Origin of the sequence: Streptomyces sp. SID1328, assembly GCF_009865595.1 — a bacterium.
Taxonomy (GTDB): Bacteria; Actinomycetota; Actinomycetes; order Streptomycetales; family Streptomycetaceae; genus Streptomyces; species Streptomyces griseoluteus.
In genome coordinates this window covers 1-13,297 of the sequence record NZ_WWKH01000175.1, presented here as the reverse complement: position 1 = coordinate 13,297, position 13,297 = coordinate 1, and the positions used below count along the sequence as shown (strand labels likewise).

Below are 13,297 nucleotides of genomic sequence, written 5' to 3'. Positions count from 1 at the left end.
TCTTCCAAACTAGCTACGCGGGTTCGATTCCCGTCGCCCGCTCCACACGACTCAGGGGCCCGGCTGCCGTCACGGCGGCGCCGGGCCCCTGAGTCGTTCGCGCGGCCTCAGAAGCTGATGGAGTTGACCATCTCCGCTATCGAGTTGAGGAAGCGGCTGATGGAGGGCGCCATCCCGGTGGAGGCGAGGAAGAAGCCGAAGAGGATGGCCACGATGGCCGGGCCGGCCTTGATGTTCCCTCCTCGCATCAACACCACCAGGATGATCGCCAACAGCAGCACCACGGACAGTGAAATGGCCACAACTGATCACACCCTCGGTCGGTTCGCTCTCCCGGCCTGGAGGCACCGTGCAGCACACCTCCGCCAGAACCATCGTGCCACCAACCAGCCCTCTGTATGCGGCCAGTGACACATCGTCGGCCGGCCGTTCCGGCGCGGGGCATGCGCCGCGCGCCAATTACCCTCCCGACCAGGGGTGATGGGGACGGTAATTGCCCAACATCATTTCCATACCCACACATCGCCGTGCAGGCCGTCGGGGCGGGTAATTCGAATTGAGCCGGGGCCGGTCGACATGACCCAATTAGGATGGATGAATCGGGACATCGAGGGGCAAAGAAACGGCCCTATTGTGCCCGTCATCACCGTGGCCCCGCAGGCAAGTTGTGCGATTTACCGGGTACCCGAAGCCGATAAACGTGAATGACCTCGATGGTTTTACGGACTCACACACGCGAGGCTAGGGTGCCTGAGATGTTCGACGCCTCCCCGTCCCCCGGTCAGACCCGCGAGCCGGCGCCCCCGGCTGCCCAGCCGGTGCCGGAGAGATCCGCGAAGCGGCGCGACTCGTTCTTCGACAACGCCAAGTACCTGGCGATCGTGCTGGTGGCGATGGGGCACTCGTGGGAGGCGCTGTACGCGGACAACCGCATCCTGCGGTCGCTGTACATATTCGTGTACACCTTCCACATGCCGGCGTTCGTCATCATCTCCGGCTACTTCTCGCGCAGTTTCGACATGCGCCGGGACCGGTTGAAGCGGCTGATCACCGGTGTCGCCGTGCCGTACGTCGTCTTCGAGACGGCCTACTCCCTCTTCCGCGACCACTTCGGCCAGGACGGCGAGAGGGGGATCACCCTGCTCGACCCGTACTTCCTGTCCTGGTTCCTGGCGGCGCTGTTCGTATGGCGGCTGACGACCCCGCTGTGGAAGGTGGTGCGGTGGCCGCTGCCGCTCGCCCTGGCGATCGCCATGCTGGCGACCGTCTCCCCCGCGATCAGCAACGACCTGGACTTCCAGCGCCTGTTGCAGTTCCTGCCCTGCTTCGTGCTGGGGCTGTGCCTGAAGCCCGAGCACTTCCGGATGGTGCGGACGCGGGCGATGCGCGTCGCCTCGGTGCCGGTCGTCGCGGGTGCGCTGGCCGCCGCGTGGCTCGTGGTGCCGCACATCGACTTCGGCTGGTTCTACCGCCGGGACGCCGCCCAGGAGATGGGCGCCCCGTGGTGGACCGGCCCGCTGATGACCCTGGCCCTGTTCGCCTGCTCGGTGGTGCTGACGGCCTGCTTCCTGGCCTGGGTGCCGGGGCGCCGGATGTGGTTCACCTCGCTGGGCGCGGGCACGATCTGCGGCTATCTGCTGCACGGCTTCGTCCTCAAGTACACCCGCTGGGAGGGCTGGTACGACGCCCACTGGCTGCACAGCCCGCTCGGCGCGCTGCTGGTGACCTCCTTCGCGGTCACCGTCGTCACCCTGCTCTGCACGGCTCCGGTACGCCGGGTGTTCCGGTGCGTGATGGAGCCGAAGATGGAGTGGGCGTTCAGGCAGGACCCCGCCCAGCAGGCGCGGGAACGTCAGCACGGCGGGCCGAAGCAGCCCGTACGGGAGAAGGCGAGCGTGTAGCGCCCTTCCCCTACTCCCCTTCCGGCCGGCCGAGAAGCGCGCGCATCCGCGTGTACTTCTCGGCCAGTCGCGTGCGGGTCGGCTCGTCCAGGACCGCGAGGCGGGCCGGGTCGGCGTTGTGGGCGAGGTCGGCGTGCTTGACCAGGGCGGCGCCCGGCGTGGCGAGGATGCGGCGGGCGTACTCCTCGGGCGGCTCGCCGGGGCGTTTGGTGAGGGCGAGCACGATGGCCTTGGTGCGCGGGGTGAGGGCGGCGCCGTCGAGCCACTCCTCGCTGAGCGCGTCGTCCTCGACGGCGTCGTGCAGCCAGGCCGCCGCGATCTGCTCCTCGTCGCCCCCGCGTACCCGCACCCCCTCGGCGACGGCCGCCAGATGTTCGGCGTACGGGCGGCCCGCCTTGTCGGTCTGGCCGGCGTGGGCGCGGCGGGCGAGGTCCTCGACCAGGGCCAGGGTGAGCGGAGTCATCGGCCCAGTCTCGCACCGGGGTTCAGCGGACGGGCGCGGATGACTCGCGGCAGATCAGCAGCAGCGCGCGGTCGTCGTTGACGTCCTTGGCGACGGCCTCGATGAGGTGCCAGGCGGCGCCGTGGAAGCCGCCGGCGACATAGCGGTCGGCCTCACCGGTGAGGCGGTCGATGCCCTCGGCGATGTCCCGGTCGGAGGCTTCCACCAGCCCGTCGGTGAAGAGCATCAGGACGTCTCCGGGTCTCAGGGTGCCCTTCGTGGAGTCGAACTGCCCCCCGTCGTACACGCCCAGGAGCGGGCCCTCGGTGGCCTTCTCCTCCCAGCGGCCGGTGCCCGCGCTGAGCTGGAGTCCCGGCGGGTGGCCCGCGGAGTACAGCTCGTAGTCGCCGGAGTCGAGGTCGAGCACCAGGTGGATGGAGGTGGCGAAGCCCTCGTCCCAGTCCTGGCGGAGCAGATAGCCGTTGGCGGCGGGCAGGAAGGAGTGCGGGGGCAGCGAGCCGAGCAGGCCGCCGAAGGCGCCGGACAGCAGCAGGGCACGGGAACCGGCGTCCATGCCCTTGCCGGAGACGTCGGTGAGGACGACCTCCAGGGTGCGGCCGCCGTTGGTGCGGGCGGCGACGACGAAGTCACCGGAGAAGGACTGGCCGCCCGCCGGGCGCAGCGCCATCTCCTGGTGCCAGCCTCTCGGCAGCTTGGGCAACTCGCTCTGGGCGCGGATGCGTTCGCGGAGGTCGAAGAGCATGGTGCCGCCGCGCCGCCAGGGCACGCCGACCCGGCTGCGGAACTGCGCGGTCAGCAGCCCGAAGAACCCGCAGGCGGCGACGACCAGCACGATGCCGGGGGTGACCCTGGAGGGTCCCTCGGTGTACGGGCCGAGCCGCACCGACTCCACGATGAGGGCGGCGGCGGCCGTGGCGTACAGCCCGAGCAGGCTGGCGGGGCGCAGCACCAGGCCGCCCGCGACGATCGGGATGACCAGGGTGGCCGGGGAGCACCAGACGGAGTTGGCCAGTGTGAGGGCCATGAGCGCGGGAATGGTGAGGAGCAGGCCGACCAGGGCGATCCAGTCGGGGCCGTCGCCGCGGAAGTAGTCGACCGCGCTTCTGCGCAGCGCGACGCGGACCCGGTGCCACTGCATCTTCCACCGGGCCGTGAACGTCTCGGCCTTCGCGCGCCGTTCTCGTCCTGCTGCCATCAGTTCGGGACCCTATCCATCCAGCCGGCCGCATGGCACGGGAGGTCCCACTTGTCCCCCGTGCGGGGCTCACTTCGCGTTTCGACCACGCGGTCCGACTACACAGTGAACGGCACGTGAGGCCATCCGCGCTGCCACCCGGCGGAAATTCCCCGCCCTCCCGGGCGGCGGGCTGCGCTTCCTGGCAGGACATAACGGGGCGCACGACCGGTTCACGGATGCGCACGGGGCGCACGAGGTCAGCGGAGCTGGCAGGCGGGGCACCAGAAGAGGTTGCGGGCGGCGAGCCCGGCGGTGCGGATCTCGGTGCCGCAGAGGTGACAGGGCAGGGTGGCCCGACGGTAGACGTAGACCTCGCCGCCGTGATCGTCGACGCGGGGCGGGCGGCCCATCGCCTCGGGGGTGTGCTCGGGGCGGACGGTGTCGATGCGGTTGAGGCGTACGCCCTCGCCCATCAGGGCCACCAGGTCGGCCCAGATCGCGTCCCACTCGGCCCTGCCGAGGTCGCGGCCGGCGCGGTAGGGGTCGATGCCGTGCCGGAAGAGGACCTCGGCGCGGTAGACGTTGCCGACGCCCGCGATGACCTTCTGGTCCATCAGCAGGGCGGCGATCGAGGTGCGGCTGCGCGTGATCCGCTCCCAGGCGGCGGCCGGGTCGGCGTCGGGGCGCAGCGGGTCGGGGCCGAGGCGGGCGTGGACGGCCCTCTTCTCGCTGTCGGTGATCAGCGCGCAGGTGGCCGGGCCGCGCAGGTCGGCGTACGCGGTGTCGTGGGCGAGGCGGAGCCGGACGGTGTCGGCCGGCGGGGGCGCCGGGGCCGGGCCGAAGGCGACCTTGCCGAAGAGGCCGAGGTGGATGTGGACCCAGTCGCTGTCGCGGAAGCCGAGGAAGAGGTGCTTGCCGTGGGCGTCGGTGGTGGTCAGCCCGGCGCCGGTCAGCAGCTCGGCGGCGTCGGTGAACTTGCCCTGGGGGCTGGTCACCAGCGGGGCGGTGCCGGCGAAGCGTTCGGCGTAGTCCCGCGCCAGCCGGTGGATCGTGTGCCCTTCTGGCACGGCCGGGCGTCCTTCCTGGGTCTGCGAGAGCCCCCGCCGCGTTCCGGGCGGCGGGGGCGGTACCGCGTTACTGCTGGGGGTGGTGCGCCGGGATGGGCGGGAGGTCGCCGGTGTTCTCGTACTCCGTGAGCATGTCGATGCGGCGGACGTGGCGCTCTTCGCCGGAGAACGGGGTGCCCAGGAAGATCTCGACGAACTTGGTCGCCTCGTCCTCGGTGTGCTGCCGGGCGCCGACGGCGATGACGTTGGCGTCGTTGTGCTCGCGGCCGAGCGCGGCGGTCTCCTCGCTCCAGGCGAGGGCGGCGCGCACCCCCTTCACCTTGTTGGCGGCGATCTGCTCGCCGTTGCCGGAGCCGCCGATCACGATGCCGAGGGAGCCGGGGTCCGCGACGGTGCGCTCGGCGGCCCGGAGGCAGAAGGGCGGGTAGTCGTCCTGGGCGTCGTAGATGTGCGGCCCGCAGTCGACGGGCTCGTGCCCCGCCGCCTTCAGCCACTCGACGAGGTGGTTCTTGAGTTCGTAGCCCGCATGGTCGGAGCCGAGATACACGCGCATGCACCGAGTGTGTCACGCCCGATTCCGGGCAGCAGCTCCGGGTTCGATCGGGGATATGTGAGACGGGCCATAGAACCTCAAGCGAACCTCAGGTAACAATCCGGATTCAGAGGTTCCCGAATTGGTTCCCCTCAGATTCACTGGACCGCCTCGTACACCGCTCGTGCGAGGCCCCGTACGACGACGTACGACTTTCTCGCCGTCCGTACGGGAACCGCTCCACCTGGCGCAAAGGAATTCCGTCCATGTCCCATGGTTCCGGGCTGCAAGCAGGTCTCAAGAACCGTCACCTTTCGATGATCGCCATCGGTGGTGTGATCGGTGCCGGCCTTTTCGTCGGCTCCAGTACGGGTATCGCCACGGCGGGCCCCGGCATCCTGCTGTCCTACGCCCTCGTCGGCACGCTCGTCGTCCTCGTGATGCGGATGCTGGGCGAGATGTCCGCGGCCAACCCGACCTCCGGGTCCTTCTCCGCGCACGCCGACCGTGCGCTCGGCCGCTGGGCCGGGTTCTCCATCGGCTGGCTGTACTGGTTCTTCTGGGTCGTGGTGCTCGCCGTCGAGGCGACGGCCGGTGCGAAGATCCTGGAGGGCTGGATACCGGCCGTCCCGCAGTGGGGCTGGGCGCTGATCGTCATGCTGGTGCTCACGGCGACCAACCTGGTCTCGGTGGGCTCCTACGGTGAGTTCGAGTTCTGGTTCGCCGGGATCAAGGTCGTCGCGATCGGCGCGTTCATCGTGGTCGGCGTGCTGGCGATCTTCGGTGTGCTGCCGGGTGTCCACAGCGACAAGGCGGGCCTGTCCAACCTCACCGCGCACGGGGGCTTCCTGCCGCACGGGCCGGGCGCGATCCTCACCGGTGTGCTGCTGGTCGTCTTCTCCTTCATGGGCAGCGAGATCGCCACGCTGGCGGCCGGTGAGTCGGAGAACCCGCAGCGTGCGGTCACCAAGTCGACCAACAGCATCATCTGGCGCATCGCGGTGTTCTACCTGGGCTCGATCCTCGTCGTGGTCTCGCTGCTGCCGTGGAACGACCCGTCGATCAAGACCGACGGTTCCTACGTCGCCGCGCTGAACTCGCTGGGTATCGCGCACGCCGGTGAGATCATGAACTTCATCGTGCTGACCTCGGTGCTGTCCTGCCTGAACTCGGGCCTGTACACCGCGTCCCGCATGGCGTTCTCGCTCGGTGAGCGGGGGGACGCGCCCAAGGCGTTCGCGAAGACCAACTCCCGCGGTGTGCCGATGGCCGCGATCCTGGCCTCGGTGCTGTTCGGCTTCGTCGCGGTGTTCTTCAACTACAAGTTCCCCGACTCGGTCTTCCTCTTCCTGGTCAACTCCAGCGGCGCGGTCGCGCTGTTCGTGTGGCTGGTCATCTGCTTCTCGCAGCTCCGGATGCGGAAGATCATCCAGCGGGAGGCGCCGGAGAAGCTCGTCGTCAAGATGTGGCTCTACCCGTACCTCACCTGGGCCACGGCCGCCCTCATCGTCTTCGTCCTCGGCTACATGCTGACCGACACGGAACACGACGGCCGCGAAACGGTCCTGCTGTCCCTGATGGTGGCTGCCGTCGTCCTGATCATCGCCTTCGTCAAGCAGTCGCTGACGGCGAAGAAGACCCAGCCGGAGATCCCGGCGACGGAGGACCCGGAGAAGGTCCCGACCGTCTGACACCCGCCCGCCGAAGCCCGGTGCCCCGAGGAGACCCCCTCGCGGCACCGGGCTTCGCCGCGTCGCCCTCTACCCTTCCGGCATGGTGACGCGGCGATTCGTCGGTGTAGGAGGGGTACGGCTCGCCTACCGGGTGTGGGGGCCGCCGGAGGGTCCGCCGCTGGTGCTCGCCGTCCGCCGGCAGATCGACACCCCGCCCGCCGCCTGGGCGGCGGCGCTCGGTGGCATCACCGCCCGGACCCTGATCCTGGCCGGCGGCCCCCGGAGCCACGTCCCCCGGGAGAGCGTCACCGAGTTGGCCCGCCTGATCCCGGACGCCCGGCTGCGCACGATCCCCGTGGGCCATCTGATCCACCGGGAGGCACCAGAGGCGTTCACGGCAGTGGTGACGGAGTTTCCGGGCGGCCCGTCCGCCGGTCGGTAGCGGGGCGAGGGATCGGCCGGCAACGGCGAAGGCCCGCCTCCTCTCTTCGTGGAGGAGGCGGGCCTTGTGCCGTGAGGGTCAGCTCTTGTCCGTCAGCTTCCACGCCGTGGGGAGGACGCCCATGGCCAGCGCCGCCTTCAGGGCGTCGCCGATGAGGAAGGGGGTGAGGCCCGCCGCGATCGCCGCCGTGTTCTACCTGGTCAGCGGGCTCGGCATCACCGTCGGGTTCCACCGCTACTTCACCCACGGCTCGTTCAAGGCGCGCCGCCCGCTGCGGATCGCGCTCGCCGTCGCGGGGAGCCTCGCCGTGCAGGGGCCGCTGTTCACCTGGGTCGCCGACCACCGCAAGCACCACCGGTACTCCGACCGCGACGGCGACCCGCACTCGCCCTGGCGGTACGGCCGCACGCCGGGCGCGCTCGCCAAGGGCATGTTCCACGCCCACCTCGGCTGGCTCTTCGACCCCGACCACGCCTCCACGGCCCAGTACGCGCCCGACCTGGAACGGGACCCGGCGCTGCGGCTGGTCTCGCGGAACTTCGGGGTCTTGGTGGCGCTCTCGTTGACGCTGCCCGCCCTGCTCGGGCTGCTGATCACCGGGACCTGGGCGGGCGCGGCGACGGCGTTCTTCTGGGCGGGACTGGTGCGGATCTGCCTGGTGCACCATGTGACCTGGTCCATCAACTCCATCTGCCACGCGACCGGTGCACACCCGTTCCGCAGCCGGGACCGCTCCGGCAACGTGTGGTGGCTGGCCCCGCTGTCGTTCGGCGAGTCCTGGCACAACCTCCACCACGCGGACCCGACCAGCGCCCGGCACGGTGTCCTCACCGGCCAACTGGACGCCAGCGCCCGCTTGATCCGCTGGTTCGAGGGGCTCGGCTGGGCCTACGACGTGCGCTGGCCCGACGCCGGCCGGGTGCGGGCGCGACGCCGCGAAGCCAAAGCGCCGGAATCGGGAACCGGGCCGCGATGATTGCGGTCTTAGGCACCGTCAACGACCGGGATCGGCCCGGCCGCGTGGAATACGGGGAATCGAGACACATGTCCATCCGCATTCGTACGACTCCGCTGACCGTCGTCGCCCTCGCCGCGGGCCTCGCCCTGGCCGCCGTCACCCCGGCGCTCGCGGGCACCACCTCCACCCCGTCCCGGCCCGCCGCCGCGACCTCTGTCCAGGGCGACCCCCGCAATGTCACCCAGCGGGTCTCCGACTTCTACGGCGCCTACATCGACGCCGTGTGGGAGACCGAGGACCCGGCGAGCGGGGCCGATGCCAAGGCGCTGCGCGACTTCTACCTCTCCGCCTCCGCCCGCAAGAAGGTCAGCGCCTGGGAGAAGAAGAACCACGCCGACGGCATCCTCTTCGCGCAGAACGTGCCGGTGAAGTGGAAGGTCGCCTACACCGGCTCCGGCATGGGCCACGCCACCAGCAGGGTCACCCTGACCTGGAGCGACGGCAAGAACCCGGAGGTCACCCGGATCGACGTCCAGTCCGACCTGACGACGCGCAAGATCACGGATCTGAAGCCGGCGAAGTGAGTCCTGTTTCCTTGGGTATGTGGTGATTTCGGGGGGTACTCGGGTCGCTGTAAAATCCACATAAGGACGTGGAGCCCTTCTCAGGAGGCGCGATCATGACGGAACGAATGCACACCCCGATGGAAACGCACCCGGACGTCCTGGAGATGCGGGACCGCTTCGTGGTCGCGGAGCGGGCGGCCGCGACGCAGCGGGGACAGGCCGTCGAGGCGATGGCCCTGATCACGGGGCTGTACATGGCGGCCTCCCCCTGGATCGCGGGCTTCAACGGCTTCACCACCCTCGCGGTGAACAACCTGATCGCGGGCGTCGCCTACGCCCTGCTGATGAGCGGCTTCGGCCACGCCTACGAGCGCACCCACGCCCGCGCCTGGGCCGCCGCCCTCATCGGCATCTGGATGATCATCGCTCCCTGGGTGGTCGCGGGCAACGTCAGCACCACCCGCACCATCATCAGCAACATCGTCGCCGGAGCGGTCGGCCTGTGCCTCGCCCTCATGGCCACCGCAGCCAACCGGGCGGGGGAACGCCGGGCCAGCCGGGCGGCCGGGATGATGGGCCGCTAGCGGAACACACCGGCCGGGACCCGTACGCGGGTCCCGGCCGTGCGGCATGACTCAGAGGTTGACGGCTCGCATCCCCGCCTCGTCGTACCGTTCACCCGAGACCTCGGGCAACTCGGCGTCGATCTGCGAGAGTTCCTCGGGGGTGAGAACGATGTCGACCGCGGCCGCGTTCTGTTCGAGGTAGGAGCGGCGCTTGGTGCCCGGGATGGGGACGATGTGGTCGCCCTGGGCGAGGACCCAGGCTAGGGCGAGCTGGGCGGGGGTGACGCCCTTCTTCTCGGCGATCTCCTTGACCTTCGCCGCGAGGCGCAGGTTGGCCTGCAGGTGCTGGTCGGTGAAGCGGGGGCTGTTGCGGCGGTAGTCGTTCTCGTCCAGCTCGTCGGGGGAGGAGAAGCGGCCGGCGAGGAAGCCGCGGCCCAGCGGCGAGTAGGCGACGAAGCCGATGCCCAGCTCGCGGCAGGTCGGCAGCACCTCCGCCTCCACGTCCCGCGACCACAGCGAGTACTCGCTCTGCACGGCCGTGATCGGGTGGACCGCGTTGCCCCGGCGCAGCGTCTCCGCGCTCGCCTCGCTCAGCCCGATGTGCCCGATCTTGCCCTCGGTGACCAGTTCGGCCAGTGCGCCGACCGTCTCCTCGATCGGCACGTTCGGGTCGACCCGGTGCTGGTAGTACAGGTCGATGTGGTCGGTGCCGAGCCGCTGGAGCGAGCCCTCCACCGAGGTCCGGACATGCTCGGCCGACCCGTCCTGGCGGCCCACGCTGGACATGTCGCCGGGTACCGCGTCGTCCATCCGGTAGTTGAACTTGGTGGCCAGCACATACTGGTCGCGGTGGCCCCGGATCGCCTCGCCGACCAGGGACTCGTTGGTCAGCGGCCCGTACATCTGGGCCGTGTCCAGGAAGTCGATGCCCAGCTCGCGGGCGCGCCGGATGGTCTCCACGCCCTCGTCCTGGTCCGCCGTCCCATAGAAGGCGGACATTCCCATACAGCCCAGACCGATTGCGGAAACTTGCAGGTCACGCAGACTGCGCTGTCGCATGTGGTGTTCCAGCCTTTCGCACGCGCTCGATCGTCACGTCGGACGACTTCGGGCCCCTTCATCCATCTAGCGACGGATCTGGCCGCCCGGCATCCCGTGGAGGGACGCCGGGCACCGGAGCACCTGCGACGCTACGAGCTGAAGCGCGCTCGAAGTCAAGTCACCCGTTCAGGCGGACCGGGAGCTCGAACAGGTCGTTCTGCGTGACCACCGGCTTGTGGCGCAGCTCGGCCGCCGGGACCGCCAGGTCCAGGTGCGGGAAACGGGCGTACAGGGCGGGCAGCGCCACCCCCGCCTCCAGGCGGGAGAGGGCGGCGCCGGGGCAGACGTGCGGACCGTGACCGAAGGAGATGTGCCGGTTCCTGGTCTCCCGCGTGATGTCGAACTCCCCGGCGCTCGGCCCGTGCGCCTCCTCGTCCCGGCCGAGCGCGCCGTACGACACGATCAGCGCGTCCCCGGCCGGGATCACACGGTCGCCGACCGGCACGTCCTCGGTGGCGAAGCGGATGAGCACGTGCGAGGTCGGGGTGGACCAGCGCAGCGTCTCCTCGACCACCGCCGACCAGTCCGCCTTCCCGGACAGCACCAGCTCCCGCTGGCCGGGGTGGGTGGAGAGATTGACGACCGCGTTGACGATCAGGGAGATCGTCGTCTCGTGTCCGGCGGCGATCATCAACTGGAGGGTGGCGACGATCTCCTCGTCCGTGAGGTGGTCGCCGTCCGCAGAGGCCAGGATCAGCGCGCTGGTGAGGTCGTCCCCCGGCTCGGCACGCTTCGCCGCGACGGTCGCCGCCATCATCCCGGCCAGCTCGGTCAGGGTGGCGATGACCTCGGCGGGCGGGGTCTGGGTGGAGAAGAACTTCTCGAACAGCACCTTCAGCCGGGGCAGCAGCGCCTCGTCGATGCCCATCAGCTCGGCCACCACGTACATCGGCAGCGGGTAGGCGAAGGCCGCCTTGAGGTCTACCACCCCGCCGTCGGCGGGCAGCGCGTCCAGCAGGTCCCGGGTGAGCTCGCCGATCCGCTCCCGCATCAGCTCCACCCGGCGCGGGGTGAGCGCCTGCGCCACCAGCGTGCGCATCCGCCGGTGGTCCGCGCCGTCCACGGTGAGCATCGAACGGCCCGGATTGGCCAGCCCGATCAGCGGCCAGTCCGCCGGTATCTCGCCGCGCCGCCAGGCGCCCCACACGTTGATGTCCTTCACCAGGCGCGGGTCGGTCAGCAGCGCCTTGGCCTCGGCGTGCCGGGTGACGGCCCACACCGGCACCCCGCCGGGCAGCTCCACGGCCGCCAGCGGTCCGGCCGCGCGCAGGGCCGCGCTCTCGCCGTCCAGGTCGGTGACGAAGGGGTCGAGGGCGATACGGGAAATACCGGTACCGGTGGTCATCGTGACGTGCCTCCCAGGGCAGGGGTCGAAGTGAACCGCACGGGCAGCTCGGTCAGCCCGCGCAGCCACGGCGAGGGCCGACGGGTGAGGGACCCGGCGGGCACCGCCAGGTCGATGTCCGGCAGCCGGTCGAGGACGACCTCGATGCCGGTGCGTGCGATGACCTCGGCGATCTCCTGCGCCGGGAACGGGCAGCGGTGCTCGCCGTGCCCGAAGGAGAAGTGCGCGTTGTTGCCGCCGGTCAGCGCGGAGGCGTCGGTACGCACCTGGGGGTCGGAGTTGGCGCCCTGGAGACCGAGCAGCAGCAGGTCACCGGCGCGGACCCGGCGACCGCCGAGGTGGGTGTCGCGCGCGGCCCAGCGGCCCGCCACGTTCTGCGTGGGCGTGTCCTCCCACAGCACCTCGTTCATCGCCTCCGCGACACTGTTGCGGCCGCCGAACAGGGAGGCCGCGAACCGGTCGTCGGTCAGCATCAGCCGCAGCGAGTTGCCGATCCAGTCGGCTGTCGGCTGGTGCCCGGCCGCCATCATCACCATCAGGTCCTGGACGATCTCCTCGCCCGTGAACCCGCTGTCGTCCGCCAGCATCCGCGAGACCACGTCGTCGGCCGGCTCCTCGGTACGGTCGGCGACCAGCCGGGCCATGGAGGAGGCGAGATGGGACTGCCCGGCCAGCGCCCGCTCCCGGCCGTCGATCATGTCGTTGAGCGCGGTGACCAGTCCCGGCCCCTCGTCGTCCGGGAAGCCGTAGAGGTGCGCGAGGACCCGTACCGGAAGCAGGGACGAGTACTGGGCGATCAGGTCGGCCTCGCCGGAGAGGCAGACGGTGTCGATCAGCTCGTCCGCGAACCGCTCGGCCTGGCGCCGGAGTTCGAAGGGGTCCACCGACTCCAGCGCGTTGCTGATCATCGCGGCGCGCTGCCGGTGCCGTTCCCCGACCGTGTAGAGGATGGAGGGCTGGCGGTGCCCGATCATCGGCAGCAGCGGCCAGTCCTCCGGGATGTTCTCCCACTGGTTCCACAGCTCGGAGTCCCGGCTGAACAGCACCGGATCACCGGTCACCTGATGCAGCTCGCGGTAGCCCAGCACCAGCCACGCCGGGATGCCGCCGTCCAGTTCCACCGGGACGACGGAGCCGTGGTCGCGCCGCATCTCCCGGTACAGGCAGGCGGGTTCGGTCTGGAAGCGGGGTCCGCCGAGCGGAACGGCCTCGGACATCACACCAGTTCCCTTCCGGCCCCGGCGGCCGTGGCGTACCGGGCCTGCACATGGCGGACCAGGGTGATCAGGACCTCCTTGGCCGACTCGCGGGACCGGGCGTCGCAGTCGACGAGGGGGACGTCCGGGTCGAGGTCGAGTGCCTCGCGTACGGCCGCGCCCGCGCGCACCGGGCCGCCGAAGTCGTTGCAGGCCACGATGAACGGCGTGCCGTGGTGTTCCAGACGGTCGATGGCGTACCAGGAGTCGTCGATGCGCCGGGTGTCGACCAGGACGACCGCGCCGAGCG

The 13,297-nt window shown here is 70.3% G+C and carries 14 protein-coding genes and 2 pseudogenes; 6 read left to right on the top strand and 10 right to left on the bottom strand.

What is annotated here, in order from left to right; genetic code table 11:
• Positions 1-107 precede the first annotated feature (107 nt).
• Positions 108-302 (bottom strand): hypothetical protein, encoded by a 195-nt coding sequence (locus GT030_RS05375; RefSeq protein WP_030814126.1) that lies wholly within the window; start codon positions 300-302, stop codon positions 108-110.
• A gap of 453 nt (positions 303-755) precedes the next feature.
• Here GT030_RS05375 and GT030_RS05370 point away from each other — a divergent pair, with 453 nt between their 5' ends.
• Positions 756-1,901 (top strand): acyltransferase family protein, encoded by a 1,146-nt coding sequence (locus GT030_RS05370; protein ID WP_237522216.1) that lies wholly within the window; start codon positions 756-758, stop codon positions 1,899-1,901.
• A 10-nt stretch (positions 1,902-1,911) separates the two neighbouring features.
• On the opposite strand, the gene GT030_RS05365 is transcribed toward GT030_RS05370, so the two are convergent.
• The 4 genes from GT030_RS05365 to GT030_RS05350 form a co-directional block, all read right to left on the bottom strand.
• Positions 1,912-2,364 carry an HD domain-containing protein gene (locus tag GT030_RS05365; protein WP_161200078.1) on the bottom strand — a complete coding sequence of 151 codons (453 nt, stop codon included), beginning with the start codon at positions 2,362-2,364 and terminating at the stop codon, positions 1,912-1,914.
• 22 nt (positions 2,365-2,386) lie between these two features.
• Positions 2,387-3,559, bottom strand: coding sequence for a PP2C family protein-serine/threonine phosphatase (locus GT030_RS05360; protein WP_161200077.1), 1,173 nt, complete (start codon positions 3,557-3,559; stop codon positions 2,387-2,389).
• Positions 3,560-3,798: 239 nt separating this feature from the next.
• Positions 3,799-4,608 (bottom strand): DNA-formamidopyrimidine glycosylase family protein, encoded by an 810-nt coding sequence (locus GT030_RS05355; protein WP_161200076.1) that lies wholly within the window; start codon positions 4,606-4,608, stop codon positions 3,799-3,801.
• Between the two features lie 67 nt (positions 4,609-4,675).
• The gene (locus GT030_RS05350) at positions 4,676-5,161 is read right to left on the bottom strand and encodes a ribose-5-phosphate isomerase (protein ID WP_161200075.1); all 486 of its coding nucleotides are present in this window, start codon (positions 5,159-5,161) and stop codon (positions 4,676-4,678) included.
• 245 nt (positions 5,162-5,406) lie between these two features.
• Here GT030_RS05350 and GT030_RS05345 point away from each other — a divergent pair, with 245 nt between their 5' ends.
• Both GT030_RS05345 and GT030_RS05340 read left to right on the top strand, forming a co-directional pair.
• Entirely contained in the window at positions 5,407-6,831 is a 1,425-nt protein-coding gene (locus tag GT030_RS05345) for an amino acid permease (protein ID WP_237522215.1), read from the top strand.
• Positions 6,832-6,913: 82 nt separating this feature from the next.
• Entirely contained in the window at positions 6,914-7,255 is a 342-nt protein-coding gene (locus GT030_RS05340) for an alpha/beta hydrolase (protein ID WP_161200074.1), read from the top strand.
• Between the two features lie 78 nt (positions 7,256-7,333).
• Here the strand turns inward: GT030_RS05340 and GT030_RS36175 are convergent.
• Positions 7,334-7,444, bottom strand: a pseudogene (locus tag GT030_RS36175) (biotin transporter BioY); the annotation flags it as partial.
• Between GT030_RS36175 and GT030_RS05335 the strand changes: the two are divergent.
• The 3 genes from GT030_RS05335 (at position 7,407) to GT030_RS05325 (ending at position 9,363) form a co-directional block, all read left to right on the top strand.
• Positions 7,407-8,231 (top strand): acyl-CoA desaturase, encoded by an 825-nt coding sequence (locus tag GT030_RS05335; RefSeq protein WP_237522217.1) that lies wholly within the window; start codon positions 7,407-7,409, stop codon positions 8,229-8,231. The pseudogene GT030_RS36175 and the gene GT030_RS05335 sit on opposite strands and share 38 nt — an antisense overlap.
• A 68-nt stretch (positions 8,232-8,299) precedes the next feature.
• Complete coding sequence (locus GT030_RS05330; RefSeq protein ID WP_161200072.1) at positions 8,300-8,797, top strand: hypothetical protein; 498 nt, start codon at positions 8,300-8,302, stop codon at positions 8,795-8,797.
• Positions 8,798-8,892: 95 nt separating this feature from the next.
• Positions 8,893-9,363 (top strand): SPW repeat protein, encoded by a 471-nt coding sequence (locus GT030_RS05325; protein WP_202459710.1) that lies wholly within the window; start codon positions 8,893-8,895, stop codon positions 9,361-9,363.
• 51 nt (positions 9,364-9,414) lie between these two features.
• Here GT030_RS05325 and GT030_RS05320 read toward each other — a convergent pair whose 3' ends face one another.
• From GT030_RS05320 to GT030_RS05305, 4 genes and pseudogenes are all read right to left on the bottom strand, one after another.
• Complete coding sequence (locus tag GT030_RS05320; RefSeq protein WP_161200071.1) at positions 9,415-10,404, bottom strand: aldo/keto reductase; 990 nt, start codon at positions 10,402-10,404, stop codon at positions 9,415-9,417.
• A gap of 160 nt (positions 10,405-10,564) precedes the next feature.
• Positions 10,565-11,791 carry a cytochrome P450 gene (locus tag GT030_RS05315; RefSeq protein ID WP_161200070.1) on the bottom strand — a complete coding sequence of 409 codons (1,227 nt, stop codon included), beginning with the start codon at positions 11,789-11,791 and terminating at the stop codon, positions 10,565-10,567.
• On the bottom strand, positions 11,788-13,008 hold the full coding sequence (locus tag GT030_RS05310) for a cytochrome P450 (RefSeq protein ID WP_161200069.1): 1,221 nt from the start codon (positions 13,006-13,008) through the stop codon (positions 11,788-11,790). The genes GT030_RS05315 and GT030_RS05310 overlap by 4 nt, the downstream gene beginning before the upstream one ends.
• A pseudogene (locus GT030_RS05305) lies at positions 13,008-13,297 on the bottom strand (ATP/GTP-binding protein); the annotation flags it as partial. The pseudogene GT030_RS05305 and the gene GT030_RS05310, both read right to left, overlap by 1 nt.